This window comes from Tenacibaculum aiptasiae, assembly GCF_008806755.1.
Classification (GTDB): Bacteria; Bacteroidota; Bacteroidia; order Flavobacteriales; family Flavobacteriaceae; genus Polaribacter; species Polaribacter aiptasiae.
This window is the reverse complement of record NZ_WAAU01000028.1, coordinates 225,876-241,893: the sequence shown is the minus strand read 5'-3', so window position 1 is coordinate 241,893 and position 16,018 is coordinate 225,876. Positions and strand designations below refer to the sequence as shown.

General features: G+C 31.0%; 15 protein-coding genes. 9 read left to right on the top strand and 6 right to left on the bottom strand.

Annotated features, from left to right (window positions below):
* The 3 genes from F7018_RS14335 to F7018_RS14325 form a co-directional block, all read right to left on the bottom strand.
* Positions 1-1,904 (bottom strand): proprotein convertase P-domain-containing protein (locus F7018_RS14335; protein WP_175578743.1); only part of this gene is annotated, 1,904 nt, incomplete at its 3' end.
* 357 nt (positions 1,905-2,261) lie between these two features.
* Positions 2,262-3,401: a cysteine desulfurase family protein gene (locus F7018_RS14330; RefSeq protein ID WP_150900780.1), complete on the bottom strand. Its 1,140-nt coding sequence runs from the start codon at positions 3,399-3,401 to the stop codon at positions 2,262-2,264.
* 15 nt (positions 3,402-3,416) lie between these two features.
* Positions 3,417-3,965, bottom strand: a complete 549-nt coding sequence (locus F7018_RS14325; protein WP_150900779.1) for a Smr/MutS family protein — start codon at positions 3,963-3,965, stop codon at positions 3,417-3,419.
* Between the two features lie 83 nt (positions 3,966-4,048).
* On the opposite strand from F7018_RS14325, the gene F7018_RS14320 reads away from it, so the two are divergent.
* Positions 4,049-4,681, top strand: a complete 633-nt coding sequence (locus F7018_RS14320) for a low molecular weight phosphatase family protein (protein WP_150900778.1) — start codon at positions 4,049-4,051, stop codon at positions 4,679-4,681.
* A 1-nt stretch (position 4,682) separates the two neighbouring features.
* Here the strand turns inward: F7018_RS14320 and ppk2 (F7018_RS14315) are convergent, their stop codons facing one another.
* Both ppk2 (F7018_RS14315) and ppk2 (F7018_RS14310) read right to left on the bottom strand, forming a co-directional pair.
* Entirely contained in the window at positions 4,683-5,462 is a 780-nt protein-coding gene (gene ppk2, locus F7018_RS14315) for a polyphosphate kinase 2 (RefSeq protein WP_150900777.1), read from the bottom strand.
* Positions 5,463-5,465: 3 nt separating this feature from the next.
* A complete protein-coding gene (gene ppk2, locus F7018_RS14310) occupies positions 5,466-6,323 on the bottom strand; it encodes a polyphosphate kinase 2 (protein ID WP_150900776.1) in 858 nt (285 codons plus the stop codon).
* A gap of 68 nt (positions 6,324-6,391) precedes the next feature.
* Here ppk2 (F7018_RS14310) and F7018_RS14305 point away from each other — a divergent pair, with 68 nt between their 5' ends.
* Together F7018_RS14305 and dnaN are read left to right on the top strand one after the other, a co-directional pair.
* Positions 6,392-7,342 (top strand): lipid A deacylase LpxR family protein, encoded by a 951-nt coding sequence (locus F7018_RS14305; RefSeq protein ID WP_150900775.1) that lies wholly within the window; start codon positions 6,392-6,394, stop codon positions 7,340-7,342.
* Positions 7,343-7,426: 84 nt separating this feature from the next.
* A complete protein-coding gene (dnaN, locus tag F7018_RS14300; RefSeq protein ID WP_150900774.1) occupies positions 7,427-8,545 on the top strand; it encodes a DNA polymerase III subunit beta in 1,119 nt (372 codons plus the stop codon).
* A gap of 132 nt (positions 8,546-8,677) precedes the next feature.
* On the opposite strand, the gene F7018_RS14295 is transcribed toward dnaN, so the two are convergent.
* Positions 8,678-10,351: a vWA domain-containing protein gene (locus tag F7018_RS14295; RefSeq protein ID WP_150900773.1), complete on the bottom strand. Its 1,674-nt coding sequence runs from the start codon at positions 10,349-10,351 to the stop codon at positions 8,678-8,680.
* A gap of 407 nt (positions 10,352-10,758) precedes the next feature.
* Here F7018_RS14295 and F7018_RS14290 point away from each other — a divergent pair, with 407 nt between their 5' ends.
* From F7018_RS14290 to F7018_RS14265, 6 genes are all read left to right on the top strand, one after another.
* A complete protein-coding gene (locus tag F7018_RS14290; RefSeq protein ID WP_150900772.1) occupies positions 10,759-11,523 on the top strand; it encodes a ParA family protein in 765 nt (254 codons plus the stop codon).
* 9 nt (positions 11,524-11,532) lie between these two features.
* Positions 11,533-12,420: a ParB/RepB/Spo0J family partition protein gene (locus tag F7018_RS14285; RefSeq protein WP_150900771.1), complete on the top strand. Its 888-nt coding sequence runs from the start codon at positions 11,533-11,535 to the stop codon at positions 12,418-12,420.
* Positions 12,421-12,999 (top strand): DUF5683 domain-containing protein, encoded by a 579-nt coding sequence (locus F7018_RS14280; protein ID WP_150900770.1) that lies wholly within the window; start codon positions 12,421-12,423, stop codon positions 12,997-12,999.
* A 1-nt stretch (position 13,000) separates the two neighbouring features.
* Positions 13,001-13,702 (top strand): 4-hydroxy-tetrahydrodipicolinate reductase, encoded by a 702-nt coding sequence (gene dapB / locus F7018_RS14275; RefSeq protein ID WP_150900769.1) that lies wholly within the window; start codon positions 13,001-13,003, stop codon positions 13,700-13,702.
* A gap of 79 nt (positions 13,703-13,781) precedes the next feature.
* Positions 13,782-15,377, top strand: coding sequence for a signal peptidase I (gene lepB / locus F7018_RS14270; RefSeq protein WP_150900768.1), 1,596 nt, complete (start codon positions 13,782-13,784; stop codon positions 15,375-15,377).
* A complete protein-coding gene (locus F7018_RS14265; protein WP_150900767.1) occupies positions 15,377-15,997 on the top strand; it encodes a WbqC family protein in 621 nt (206 codons plus the stop codon). Before lepB ends, F7018_RS14265 begins: the two co-directional genes overlap by 1 nt.
* Positions 15,998-16,018 lie beyond the last annotated feature (21 nt).

Sequence of the window (16,018 nt, the reverse complement as noted above, 5' to 3'; positions counted from 1 at the left end):
CCTGCCTCTGGTTGAGCTTGAACTGTTATAGATATATTATCTTGTTCTATACAACCATTATTTATAGTGGTAACCTCTACTCGATAGTTATTCCCTGATAAAGCTGTTGTTGCATTTGTTATTGTTAAAGAAGCTGTGTTTGTTCCACTATAAGGTGGAGAATTCGGTAAAGGAGTACTACTTGCCCCTAAATACCAAGTATATATATAATCTCCAGCAGGAATAGCTCCTGCTGAATTTCTAACCCCTACAGGAGCAGCTGTTAAAGTTATATTACTTCCTTCACATACTGAAGCGGGACTCGGTGTTATAGGTATACTAGAAATAACATCTCCTATCCTTACTGCTGTTGTTATCGCTTGTGGACTCCCTGCATTTGTAGGTACACCATTAGCATTTACACAAGCAGAAGACGTACAAAGCCTACCAGATGTTAAATCTGCAGCTACAAAACTACCAGCAGCTTCTATTGCATCAAAACATCCGTCTGCATCTGAATCTACTTCAAATGGATTTGATTCACCGTCTGAATCAGAATCTAAAACCGTATAATTTAAACTCGCACCAAACGTATCATTCGTTTCTATAGCATTAAATAAACCATTGGCTCCAGACCCTGCTACCGTGTTTGCCCCATCAATTACACCATCATTATTTGCATCTGTTACTCCTGCAACAGCTAAAACACCTGATTCAACAATATCGTAAATACCATCATTATCTGAATCTAAATCTAATTCATTACTAATTCCATCTCCATCTGTATCACAAATATTACTTGCTAATAAGCTACCTCTTAACTCTTCAGGTCCAGGTCCTGTTTGATTTATAATTATAAAAGTATTATTTGCTAAAGGTGTCCAAGTAATTGTATTAAACGGTGTTCCATCTTGAGCCACCATTGGCTCTAAGGTTGTAGAAGTGGTTGTTCTTGAACCTAGTAATGTAATTGTTCCTGTTTCATCGATAGTTAATCTTAAACGTGGTAACCCATTAACATTTGGATCCCAAGGACTTGATATAAATGCATTATCTGACTGAAATCGAAAATAAACTTCTCCCGGTCCTATTGCTCTATTTTCAAACTCTAATATAGACGGATGTACTGGTGTTCCATTAACCGTCATTTGAAAAGAGTTATCTAGCTCTGTTAAGTCTAACCTAGCAAAACCAGTATCCGTATGATTTACTGTCACTTGACGATTACCTGATGCATGTGCAAAAGGTATCAATGCCGTTGTTGCATTGGTACAATATTCTTCTACATCAGTAATACCATCATTATCATCATCTAAATCACATTCGTTATTAATCCCATCTCCATCTGGATCATTAGCCGTTGGTGTTCCTACTATTGCTCCATTTGTACATGGATCTATAACAACTGCGGCTTGACATAAATTTAATGTAAACAAGGTAATAGCTCCATTATCTGCACCTAAAAAAGTATCTCTACCCTCTAACAACCATGTTCCTGCTGAATTTTTTCCATCAAAACCCGATAGATTTCCTTCTGGCTGATAATTACCCGACAGGGTAGTATTTCCTGTTGGTAATGTATTCCCTGATTCATCATCAAAAGTAACATTAGAATAATTATTTCCACTCCCACCATTACCTGTAGATAAAACAACTACTGTACCATCTGGGTGTCTTAATCTTAAATCAATATCTGCATTCCATGTAATATTAATATTAACTAAAACATTAACATCAGTAATAGTAAATGAATCCGCTACATTAACTGAAGCAATAGTTTGGTAAGTACCATTATTAATATTCTGAGAAGTATTATCTGTATAATCCGTACATGTTTGACCAAAAGCACTATTTACAAACAGAAATAATAAGAACACAAAAAACAGGGGTCCATTCTTTGAAGTGTCGGGGTAATTTTTCCTCATATTATTATATATATAACCTTATCCCAAATAAAATTTGGGAATTTTAATCTTTTTTTTATAAAATGTTTGAGAATTTTTAAATCCCCAAGACTAACAATATCAACACTTTAAAATATTAATACTAATAGTTTGGGGGGACAACTGTAAGTAGTGCAAAGATAATTATAAATACTACTTTTCAAATTTTTAGATACTTTTTTTTACAAAAAGTCACATTATAGAAAAAACAAATAACAAATTAAGCTTCAATAAGAAAACAAAATAAAAAGCTCTCTTTTTAAAACCATATAAGTTAATATTTTTATAAATATAGGGTTTATTATTTAAAAAACAAAAAAAAGCCTTAAAAAGGCTTATTTAAAGTTTTAGACTATTTTTAATTTTTTCGATTGCAAAATCTATATCTTGAATCGTTGTTAATTTACTAAACGAAAATCTAACTGATGTTTTTTTCGAATCTTTTTCCGATAAAAAAGCACTCAAAACATGCGAACCTTTACTTGCCCCACTCTGACAAGCACTCCCTCCAGAAACTGCAACTCCAGCCAAATCTAAATTAAACAATAACATCTTCTCATTCACTGGAAAACGCACATTCAATATTGTATAACTACTCTTTTTCAAATCCGAAGACTCACCATTAAACTCTACTCCTTTAAAATAAGCTTTTAACTCACTTATCAAATAACTCTTCACCTCTTCTATAGACTTCTTATCATCTTCAAGACCTTCACACGAAACGCTCAAAGCCTTCTCCATACCTAGAATAGCATGCACATTCTCCGTACTTGACCTCGCTCCTTTTTCCTGATTACCTCCGTGCAATATTGGCTTTAAAGGAACTCCTTTTTTCACATAGACAAACCCTACACCTTTAGGACCATGAAATTTATGCGCACTTACCGCAATAAAATCTATTGGTGTTTTTTTTAAATCAATTTTATAATGCCCAATTGCTTGAACCGTATCTGAATGAAAATAAGCTTGATATTTTTCACACAACAAAACCACATCATCTACAGGCAATAAATTCCCTATCTCATTATTAACATACATTAGACTTACTAAAGTTTTTTCCTTCGACCTTTTTAAAATTTCCTCCAATCCACTTAAGGAAATATTCCCCTTCTCATCTACATCAACATAATCTACCTCTATATTATAGCTTTTCTTCAAATACTCAACTGTATGCAACACTGCATGATGCTCTATTTTAGAAGTCACAATTCTAGTCACACCAATATTTAGAACAGCATTATACAAAACTAAATTATCAGCTTCAGTTCCTCCTGCCGTAAAATAAATTTCATTTGACGAAACATTAAATTGTTTCGCTATATTTTTTCTAGCCGTTTCTACAGCCGCTTTTGCTTTTCTTCCAAACTGATGAGTAGACGATGGATTACCAAAATTATCTATCATTGATTGCCTCATAACCTCCACAACTTCTGGCAACATAGGTGTTGTGGCTGCATTATCTAAATAAACATTTTTCATTTTGCAAAATTACAATTAATTCACATTTTTATACATGTATACTTCCGTAGCCCCTTGTCCATACTTCTGGTACGAAGCATCATAATATCGTACATTATAATTATTCAACAAATACTGCAACTCACTTTTCAAAACACCTTCTCCAACTCCATGAATTAACACCAACTTTGATATTCCTTTTGATATACAATACTCTAATTTTTGTTTTGCCAACTGAATTTGCTTTGACAAAATATCGTATTTATCCATTCCTTTAACTGACTTTACTATCTTCTCTATATGCAAATCAACCTCCATAACCACTTCGTTTTTATCTTTAACAAAAGGCGACTTCTTACTTTTAGTTCTCTGATCAATTTTTGCTTTTAATAATGGATTATTTATATCAATATACCTACTCAACTGATTTTGATCTACTTCAATTTTCACCAATTCAGAAGCTAAAAAACAATACTCCATACCTTCATCATCTTTAATAAAAAAGCTGTTTCCTTCTTTTTTTATTACGAATCCTCTAATATCAGCATCCAAAACCGCCACTTTATTACCTATTTCTAAACACATTCTTAACCTTTACTTAATTCTACAAAAGAGCTTTACAGTGTATTTTTGCACATAATTCTATTTTACAAAAGAACTGTAAATAAATGATAAAGACTAAAAATATTAGTACAAAAACTTTCTTTGAAGAAGCCCGAAAAGAAACTATTATCAATAATGATCGTTTAAATTTAATTGGCGATATCGCTCATACTATCATTGATGAGTTTAACGATAGAGAAAAAATTAATTTAAACTTTATTTGTACTCATAACTCAAGAAGAAGCCAACTAGCTCAAGTTTGGAGCTTTTATGCTATAGAATACTTTAATTTAAAAAACATTTTCACTTATTCTGGCGGTACAGAAATTACCGCTTTCCATAGAAATACTGTAAAATGCCTTCAAAAAACCGGCTTCAACTTTAACATCATAGATTTTTCACATCAGAACCCTCGTTATTTAATTTCTTTTCAAGGAACAAAAAAATCTATTTTAGGTTTTTCAAAGACATACGACCATTCAAGCAACAGCTTTCCCTATATAGCAATTACAACTTGTGATAGCGCTGATGAAAACTGTCCTTTTATTCCTGATGCCATCTCTAGATTTCACCTTCCTTTCACCGACCCTAAAATTTCTGATAATACAGATTTAATGGAAGAAACTTACTTAAACACAAGTAAACAAATTGCCGGTGAGGTATTTTATATTTTTGAAACTATAAAAAACCATTTATAATTTAAACTTCTGTATTCTTATCGTATGGAATACTCTTTAATATATGGTTAATCACATTAATACGAGCTATGGTTTTTCTATTAGCTCGTATCACTTTCCAAGGTGATATTTTTGTATTCGTTTTAGAAAACATCGCTCTTTTATACTCAGTATAATCATCCCACAACTCCTGCGCCCTCATATCTACAGGCGTCATTTTCCATTGTTTTAAAGGATTGTTTTTAATATCTCTAAACCTTTTTGCCTGCTCTTTTTTATTAATTGACATATATATTTTCACCAATCTAATACCTGACTCTAAAATCATTCTTTCAAAATCATTTACTTGATTCATAAAAATTTGATATTGCTCTTGAGTACAAAAACCATTTACAGGTTCTACCACTGCTCTATTATACCAACTACGATCAAAAAACACTATTTCTCCTGCTTTTGGAAACTGCTCTACATAACGTTGAAAATACCATTGAGACTTCTGATCCTCATTAGGTTTTGGCAAGGCAACAATCCTCATATGCCTTGGATTAATTCGCTCTGTAATTCTACGTATCGCCCCACCTTTTCCTGCTGCATCTCTCCCTTCAAAAAGAACTATGATTCGTTCATTATTATTTATTGCCCACGTTTGTAAACGAATTAATTCTACTTGTAATTTTTTCAGCTTTCGTTCATAATCAACATAACGTAATGCTCGTTCCAAATTAAAAGGTTTTGACAATACTGCCTTCAACCCTCTATTCGTATTTAACTTATCTACATCTTTCTGTGTTAACTTCTCCATAATTTAATCTAAATGATTTGCTGAACGATAATAACGCATTACTATATTAGGATCTGGATTCGATACTGTTTTAGACTCCTCTACTTCTTCATAATTAAATTGCGACAAAACATGTCGTATACACTCAACCCTCGCCTTCTTTTTATCATTAGTTTTTACAACTATCCATGGACTGTATGTTGTATGTGTCTTACTAAACATCTCATTTTTGTAATATGTATACTTATCCCACAACTCTTGACCTTTTTTATCTACTGGACTAAACTTCCATCTTTTCAAAGGATTATCATTTCGTGCATCAAACCTGCGTAATTGTTCATCTTTTGATATAGACAACCAAAACTTTATAATTATAACCCCATCTTCATATAACATATGTTCAAACTCTGGAACTTGCACTAAAAAAGTCTTATATTGTTCTTTAGTACAAAACCCCATTACTGGCTCCACAACCGCTCTATTATACCAACTACGATCAAAAAAAACAATTTCTCCTGGGTTAGGCAATTCTTTAATATATCTTTGAAAATACCATTGCCCTTTTTCCACATCCGTTGGTTTATTTAAAGCCACTAAACGCATAGACCTTGGATTCAAGTGCTCCATAAATCGTCGAATACTCCCTCCTTTACCTGCCGCATCTCTTCCTTCAAAAATAACAGCCACTCGTTTGTTATTTTTCGCTATCCATTGTTGCAATTTCACCAATTCTACTTGAAGCTCTTTTAACTCTTTTTCATAAGCCAACTTAACCTCTACTTTGTCTATAGAAATTTTCTTCTTTTTAATCACTTTCAACAACTCTTCATTTGTTGAAACACTTTCAAAATCAGCAAGTGTAAGTTTCGCCTTTTCTTTCATTAAAAAAACTATTATAATTATGAATAAATTAACCCTTGTTTTGCTAAAATAAAACGATATTAGCAGTTATGAAAAAAATTAGCTTCTTTTTATTCTCCTTAATTTCAATTAATTTTTATTCTCAAAGAAAATATTCCAAAGAGTTCAGTTTCCTTAATGACAATGATCTATTTGTATCAACATCACAAGACAGGTATTATACTAACGGAATGTTTTTAACTTATAGATTTTTAAGCAAAAAAGAAGATGAAAAACTCGTAAAAAAATCATATGAAATTCAATTAGGACATCATATGTACACGCCATACAAAGCTACAGTTCAGCAACACATGAATCATGACCGTCCTTTTGCTGGTTACTTATTTGGCAGCTTTGGCATTAATCGTTTTTATAAAAATGAATCTATTCTAAAAACTTCAATTCAAACAGGAATTATTGGCCCTTCTGCTCTTAGCAAAGATCTTCAAGATTTCATTCATGATATTTACGGTTACAAAAAAGCCATTGGATGGAAATATCAAATCGCTGATGCTTTTGCATTAAACCTTTCTGGAAGTTATATAAAAAAATTAGTAGTTGATAAATCAAGTACACTAGACATAAACTGGATAAACAATGCCAGATTAGGAACCGTTTATACCGATTTTTCTAGCGGTTTTCTATTACGCATAGGTTTAAAACCTTTGCAGAAAATCACCAATTCTATTATTTTTAACGCTAACCTTAACAATGACAAAACTGGCTTTAATAACGAAATTGAATCTTTTCTCTTTATCAAACCAATGCTAACTTACGCCATATATGACGCTTCAATTCAGGGTAGCTTTCTCAACAACAATAGCCCTATTACATTTGAACTTGAACCTCTTAGGTTTACAAACGAAATAGGAATTCGCTTTACCCTTAATCGTTTTAACTTTGGATACTCAGTCCATTTCCACACAAAAAAACTAAAAAGCGTTAGAGTTCCGAGAGGTAATTTTTATGGTTCAATACAGTTAAATTATCAGTTTAACTAATCATTTTTAACTATTAAAAAAATAATTTTTAAAATCATCAAATTAAGATATATTTGTAAATCTAATAAACAGAAACTATACTAAATGAAATTTATCGTATCTAGCTCTCAATTATTAAAACAACTACAAGTTTTAGGAGGAGTTATAAATAGCAATAACACATTACCTATTTTAGACAACTTCTTGTTTGAACTAAATGAAAACGAACTTAAAGTATCGTCGTCTGATCTTGAAACTACCATGACTTCTGTTGTTGAAGTTGAAAGTACTGACACTGGTGCTATTGCCATTAATGCTCGTTTATTACTAGATACTTTAAAAACATTTCCAGAGCAACCTTTAACTTTTAAAGCTGAAGGAGATAGTACAATTGAAATTATTTCTGAGCAAGGTAAATACGACATGGCCTACTTTAGTGGCGAAGAGTTTCCTAAAGCTGTTGAATTACCTTCTCCTAGCAGCACTGAGATTCCTTCTCACATTTTAGCTACTGCGATTTCTAAAACAATATTTGCTGCTGGTAACGATGATTTAAGACCTGTAATGAGTGGTGTCTTTTTTCAATTCAATTCAAAAGAATTAACTTTTGTTGCTACAGATGCTCATAAATTAGTAAAATATACTCGTACTGATGTTACTGCTGATAAATCTGCTGAATTCATCATGCCTAAAAAACCTTTAAACTTATTAAAAGGAATTTTAGGAGGTTCAGAAAACAATGTTGTTATTGAATATAATGAGACTAATGCTAAATTTACTTTTGAAAATGCTGTTTTAGTTTGTAGATTAATTGACGGTAAATATCCTAATTATGAAGCTGTAATCCCTAAAGAAAACCCAAATAAACTTACTGTTGACAGGGCTTCTTTCTTAAATTCAGTTCGTCGTGTTTCTATTTTCTCAAGTAAAACTACACATCAGATTCGATTAAAAATGGCTGGAACTGAGTTAAATATTTCTGCTGAAGATTTAGATTACTCAAATAAAGCTGACGAACGTTTAAATTGCGATTATCAAGGTGATGATATGCAAATTGGATTTAACTCTCGTTTTTTAAGTGAAATGTTAAACAACTTAAACTCTAACGATGTTTTAATTGAAATGAGTTTACCAAATAGAGCTGGTATTTTAACTCCTATCGACGGTACTGAAGAAGGAGAATTAGTTACTATGCTAGTTATGCCTGTAATGCTTAACGGATAATGATAAAATAAGTCATTAAATTTTATACATATAGAACCACAACAAAAGTTGTGGTTTTTTTATTACTTATACTGCTATTACACCATATAGAAGCTAATACTATAAGACAATAAAACCACTTACCCCACCTTCTTACAAATCTTTACGCTTTACAGCTGTTAATTCTTTTATAATTGCTTCCAAACTATTTTTAATAGTTATTTTTTGATAATGCCCCGCTCCTACTTCTGCTAATTTTTTCAATTGCTTTTCATTTGCAACTCTTTTACCAAATCCAAAAACAGAAAGCACTATATTTTCTTTAGCTCCTTGTTTTACTTGATCAAAACTTTTTGGGGTCAATGCAAAGTCTCCATCTGTAGCTAATATAATTCTGTTATTACCATTAGCAATAAATTTTGAACGTCCTATTTCAAGAGCCAAATCTAAACCTTTTGCCGCGTTTGTTTTTCCGTTAGAACTCAGCTTTTCAAGTAAAGCTATTGATTTCGAATCCGTAAAAGAAACATTGGTCATAATAGCCTTAGCATCATTAGAATATATCACTACCGATAATCGATCATTTTTTCTTAAATGCAAAGAAAGTTGTTTTATAGAATTTTTAATCAATGGCAATTTTGTGTAATGATTCATACTACGAGACACATCTAACAACAATACTGTATGATTAAAAGCATATGATTCTATAAATAAATTTTCAATTGTTGGCATTGGTTGGTTGGGCTGGGGCTCCATATCATACCATCCAAAATCAATTATTTTATGCAACAAAAATTGCGGTGTTACTTTCATATATTTCGTTTCAGAGCTAGAATTAGCAAAGTTATTATAGTAAGTAACAGCACTATTTAAATCATAATATGCATAATTGTATAATCTACTAATATCTCTTTTTTTAGTTTTTTTATTAGACAAACAACTACTACAACTTATCCCTTTTATAAACTTTCTTAAAACACTTCCAAACATATCATAGTCATCATGTATTGAATGTACAGTTTCATAAGTATAAGGATGAATACCTTGTAAGTTTTTATTTCTGTTGCTTTTTAATTGGTTTAACAATTTACTTAAACCAACAGTATCTACTAATTTAGTTGACGAAATCTCTTGTGCTCTAATTTTTTTCAAGTATACACGAGCAGTATCTATAGCCATTTCCATTTCCTTAGCACTTAATAACCAAGAATTATTATTACTTGTAACAGGAAAGTGCTTTCTATATACATTATGCACTAAATTTTCAAATTCATAGTTCAATTTACGTATCAACTCTTCAGCATTATCAAGCTTAGTTAAATTCAAATAAACACTATTAATTATTTTTTGATTATTAGCTATAACAGGAGCGTCTTTAGTTAAATCATATATGTTTTTATGAATTACAGCAAAATTTTCAATATTATTTTTAATCGAATCAAATAATGTTATTACTTTATACCGATCAGTTATTGGAATATTTTCCTGTAATGACCTTACTTTTTCTAATAATGATTCTTTTTTTTTCAAATCATAAGAAAACATTTTAGCAGGTTTATTAAACCTAGGGGTTTTTAATTGATATTTTGAAGATTTTTCAATAGAAGACTTATAACTTTTGGTTACTTTCTCATTAAACCTTTGGTTAAAAGTTAAATAATTGAGTAACTTACGACCATACCCGTTTTTTTTAGCTATAAAATTCAGGTAATCTATATGCACATTGAGTGTATTAGCTAATAAAGCCTGATTCTGTTTTTCTTTTTGTTGAGCGAAAGATGAAAAACAACATAGTAAAATAGTTAACAATAAGCTAATAATTCTCATAGAAGATAATAAAGAGTAGATGAATTCAATTTTTTGTTAAAACTACAAAAAAACTATCTTTAACCTCACAAATTTCAATTCATTTAGTTTCACACTCCCAAATATTTCAAATATTCAATAATTTAAACTCTAACGATACTTTAATTGAAATGAGTTCAACAAGTAGAACAGGTATTTTAACTCCAATTTACGGTACTAAAAGGAAGAATTATTTACCATACTAGTTACACCTGCAACTCTGAACAGATAAGACACTCAAACCTAACATATTACAAAGCTATAAATTTACATTCTCAGCTTTTTCTTTTTAACACCATAAAATCAAACAGTTACATTTATTAACATCTTTCCCTTTCAAAAATGATAAATAATTGTAAATTTACCTCTTTCAAACTTTTCATATTATAATGGGTAGAATAATAGCAATTGCAAATCAAAAAGGTGGAGTGGGTAAAACTACTACCACTGTAAACTTAGCAGCATCCTTAGGTGTTTTAGAAAATAAAGTATTGTTAATTGACGCCGATCCCCAGGCGAATGCTACTTCTGGTTTAGGCTTAGATGTTGAAAGTGTTGAATTGGGTACATATCAGGTTTTAGAACATGCTATTCCTGTAAAAGATACTATTTTAAAAACAGATTCTCCTAATGTTGATTTAATCCCTGCGCATATTGACTTAGTTGCTATTGAAATTGAATTAGTAGACAAACAAGAAAGAGAATACATGCTTAAAAAAGCATTAGAAGAAGTAAAAGACGATTACGATTACATCTTAATTGACTGCGCTCCTTCTTTAGGTTTGATTACATTAAATTCGCTAGTATCGGCAAATTCTGTAATTATCCCTATTCAATGTGAATATTTTGCATTAGAAGGTTTAGGAAAATTATTAAACACTATTAAAAGTGTTCAAAAAATACACAATCCTGATTTAGATATTGAAGGTTTGTTATTAACAATGTTTGATTCTCGTTTAAGACTTTCTAATCAAGTAGTTGAAGAGGTTAAAAAACACTTCAGCTCTATGGTATTTGAGACAATAGTACATAGAAATATTCGTTTAAGTGAAGCACCTAGTTATGGTGAAAGTATAATTTCATACGATGCTACGAGTAAAGGTGCGGTAAATTACTTAAATTTGGCGAACGAAATTATAAACAAAAACGCATAATTATTGTAAATGGCAAAAGCAACAAAAAAACAGGCTCTAGGTAGAGGTTTATCAGCATTATTAAAAGAAACTGCGGAAGTCAATTCGGCAGAAGATAAAAACGCAGATAAACTAGTAGGTACAATTGTTGAATTAGATATTAATTCGATAGATGTAAATCCATATCAACCTAGAACTTATTTTGATGAAGAGGCCTTACAAGAATTAGCTAATTCGATTAAAGAACTTGGTGTAATACAACCTATTACGGTTCGTAAATTATCTAGTGATAAATTTCAATTAGTTTCTGGAGAACGTAGATTTAGAGCTTCTAAATTGATAGGAAACAAAACTGTTCCTGCATATATCCGTTTAGCTAACGATCAAGAAATGCTAGAAATGGCATTAGTTGAAAATATTCAACGTAAAAATCTTGACCCTATTGAAGTTGCACTTTCATACCAACGTTTGATTGATGAAATTCAATTAACTCAAGAAGAATTAAGTACTCGTGTTGGTAAAAAACGTTCTACTGTTACAAACTATTTACGTTTATTAAAGCTCGACCCTATTATTCAAACAGGAATGCGTGATGGCTTTATTTCTATGGGACACGGTAGAGCACTTATCAATGTTGACAGTAATTCTGATCAATTAAATATTTACGAAAAAATAGTTCGTGAAAAATTATCTGTTCGTCAAACAGAAGAATTAGTTAAGAACTTAAAAGCTGGCAAAGTTGCTAAAGCTAGTAAAAAGAAGGCTTTACCTAGCTTTGTTGCTGACAGTGTGAAAGAAATCAGCGATTATTTTGGACATAAAATTGATGTTAGCGTAAATAATCGTGGAAAAGGAAAAATATCTATTCCTTTTCATTCTGAAGAAGATTTTAATCGAATTAAAAACCTTTTAAAGTAATTGAAAATTCGACTTGTCATATTGGTTTTTTTGTGTGTTTCTTTTAGTCAAACTTCATTTGCTCAAAAAGATTCTACAGCTATTAGAGCTAAACAATTACAAATAGGTAGTGATAAATATAATCCTTTGTCGCCTTCAAAAGCTGCTTTTTATTCAGCTATTTTCCCTGGAGGTGGTCAGATTTACAATAAAAAATATTGGAAAGCCCCTATTGTTTGGGCTGCCATAGGAGCTAGTGTTTACTTTTACGTTGATAATAGTAACGAATACGATCGTTTTAGAACCGCTTTTAAGCTTCGTAGTCAAGGGCTTCCTGATGAATTTGATGGACTAAATGGAAACCCAAGTATTTCAACCACTGGTTTGGAAAATGCACAAAAAACATTACGTAAAAACAGAGATCTTTCTCTTCTAACTGGTGTTTTACTATATGTTTTACAAATTGTAGAAGCTAGTGTTAATGCTCATTTATTGCAATTTGACACAGATGATAGCTTATCTATAAATCCTACAATTCAGCCAGACCCTATGCTTATTGAAGCTCCAAAAGTTGGTTTAACTTTAAAATATTCTTTTTAAAATGAAAATAGCCTTACTTGGTTATGGTAGAATGGGTAAAGAAATTGAAAAAATTGCTTTACAAAGAGGTCACGAAATAGTAATTAAAACTTCTGGAAAAGAAGACTATAACATTTCCGATGCTGATGTTGCTATTGATTTTAGCGTACCTTCTTCTGCATTTAATAATATAACAAACTGTATTAACAATAAAATACCTGTAGTTTCTGGAACAACTGGTTGGTTAGAACACTACAATTCTGTTGTTGAATTGTGTAATGAAAAAAAAGGAGCTTTTATTTATGCTTCAAATTTTAGCTTAGGTGTTAATGTGTTTTTTGAATTAAACAAACAACTTTCTAAAATGATGAATACATTAAATCAATATAATGTTTCTATTGAGGAAATTCATCACACACAAAAATTAGACGCTCCAAGCGGAACTGCAATTACTCTTGCTGAAGGAATTATCGAAAATTCTGATAAAACAGCTTGGGAGTTAGATCAAAAAACATCGGAAAATAACATTCCTATTTCCGCTATTAGAACACCTGAAGTTCCTGGTACACATACAGTAACTTATAACTCAGAAATTGACACTATAGATATAAAACACACAGCTCATAATAGACAAGGTTTTGCCTTAGGTGCTGTTGTAGCTGCTGAATGGTTAATTTCTAAAACTGGAGTTTATACTATGAGAGATGTGTTAAACTTAGGTTAATTAGGTAACAAACACAGAAAAAAGACACTAATACTATTGAATTTTATTCCTTTTTAAGGGAAACCAAAATATATACATTATGACATTTACTGAATGGTTTATATTCTTCTTAATACTTCAAGTAATCCATTTTTTAGGAACTTGGAAACTTTATGTTAGAGCTGGAAGACAAGCATGGGAAGCTGCTATTCCTGTTTACAATGCTATAATTTTAATGCAAATTATAAACAGACCTAAGTGGTGGGTAATTTTGTTATTCTTTCCTATTGTAAACTTGTTAATGTTCCCTATTATTTGGGTAGAAACTTGTAGAAGTTTTGGTTTCAATCAACGAAAAGATACTATTCTAGTTATCTTAACTTTAGGGTTATATATTTATTATATAAATTACGCTACTGAAGCTAAATATATTGAAAATAGAAGTTTAGAACCGAGATCTGAATTAGGTGAATGGGTTAGCTCTATTGCTTTTGCCATTATTGCTGCTACTTTAGTGCATACTTATTTTATGCAACCATATACAATCCCTACTTCTTCTTTAGAAAAAACCCTATTAGTTGGGGATTATTTATTTGTAAGTAAGTTTCATTACGGAGCTCGTGTACCAAATACTGTTGTTGCTGCACCAATGGCTCATGATACTATACCTGGTTTAGGTGTAAAATCCTATTTATCTAACGACAAAAATGAAGATAGTTTTTTAAACAAATTTTCATTACCATATATGCGTTTACCTGGTTTCCAGAAAATTAAACGTAATGATATTGTTGTATTTAGTTGGCCTGCGGATACTTTAGCTTTAATGTGGGGAGACAACTCTGGAAAACCAACGTACAAACCTATTGACAAAAGAACAAACTACGTAAAAAGAGCTACTGGTATACCTGGAGATTCTTTAGAAGTTAGAGATGGTTATGTGTATATCAACGGTAAAAAAACTGTATTACCAGACAGAGCTAAACCACAGTGGTATTTTAAAGTTGATACAGATGGTAAAGATCTACCTATGAGTGTTATAAATGAATATAACAAAAATGGAGAAGGTAAAATGTCTAACGATCGTGCTTTTTATTATTTCAACTTAACAGATAATGAGGCTAAATCTTTAAGTAAAAACCCACTTGTAAAAAGTGTTACTAAATATATAAAGCCTAAAGGATTTTATGATAAATCTGTTTTCCCTCATAGCCCAAAATATGCTTGGTCTGGTGACAACTTCGGACCTATTTATATCCCTAAAAAAGGTGCTACAGTCGAATTGAATGAAAATACAATTCCTTTTTACGAACAAATTATTAGGAGATATGAAAATAACGATTTAACAATATTTGGAAATAACATCTATATCAACGGTAAAAAAGCCAAAACATACACTTTTAAGCAAGATTATTACTGGATGATGGGAGACAATCGTCAAAACTCATTAGACGCTAGAAATTGGGGATATGTACCAATTGACCACGTTGTTGGTAAACCAGTTATGATATGGTTAAGTTGGGATCCTAATATTTCTATTCTTGACTTTGGCGCTAAAATAAAATCAATACGTTGGGATAGAATGTTTACAACTGTTGGTGGTAGTGGTAAACCAACTTCTTATTTATGGGTTGTAATTCTTTTAATTGCTGGATACACAGTTTATAGTTATAGAAAAGGTAAAAAGAACAAAACTTAATGGCATTATTTATTCCAACATACTTTGCTCCTATTTCACAATATGCAGCAATATATCAATCAGACTCGATTTGTTTTGAAATACACGATAATTATCAAAAACAAACGTATCGTAATCGTTGCTATATATATGGAGCTAATGGTAAACTTGCTTTAAATGTACCTGTAAAACATAAAACAAAAGTTGGCAGAAAAAAAACTAAGGATACGTTAATTGAAAATGATTTTCCTTGGCAATCACAACATTTTAAATCATTACAATCTGCTTATCGATCTTCACCTTACTTTGAGTTTTTTGAAGATGATTTATCAAAAATTTTCACTAAAAAATACACTTTTTTACAAGAAGTAAATATTGATTGTCATTTATTTATTACTGATGCTTTACAGATGGACACTTCTTTTTCTAAAACTGAAAATTATAGTTTAGCACCAGAAAGCATTGACTATAGAAGTTTAGCCCTTGCTAAAAAAGGCTTAGAAATTGAACTAGATACTTATGTTCAAATGTTTGATGACAAATACGGATTTATACCCAATTTATCTATTCTTGACTTACTTTTTATGGAAGGCCCAAATGCTATTAGTTTTTTAGAAAAAATTAATGTAAATTTGGAGTAAACCACAACTTAACAGTAACTT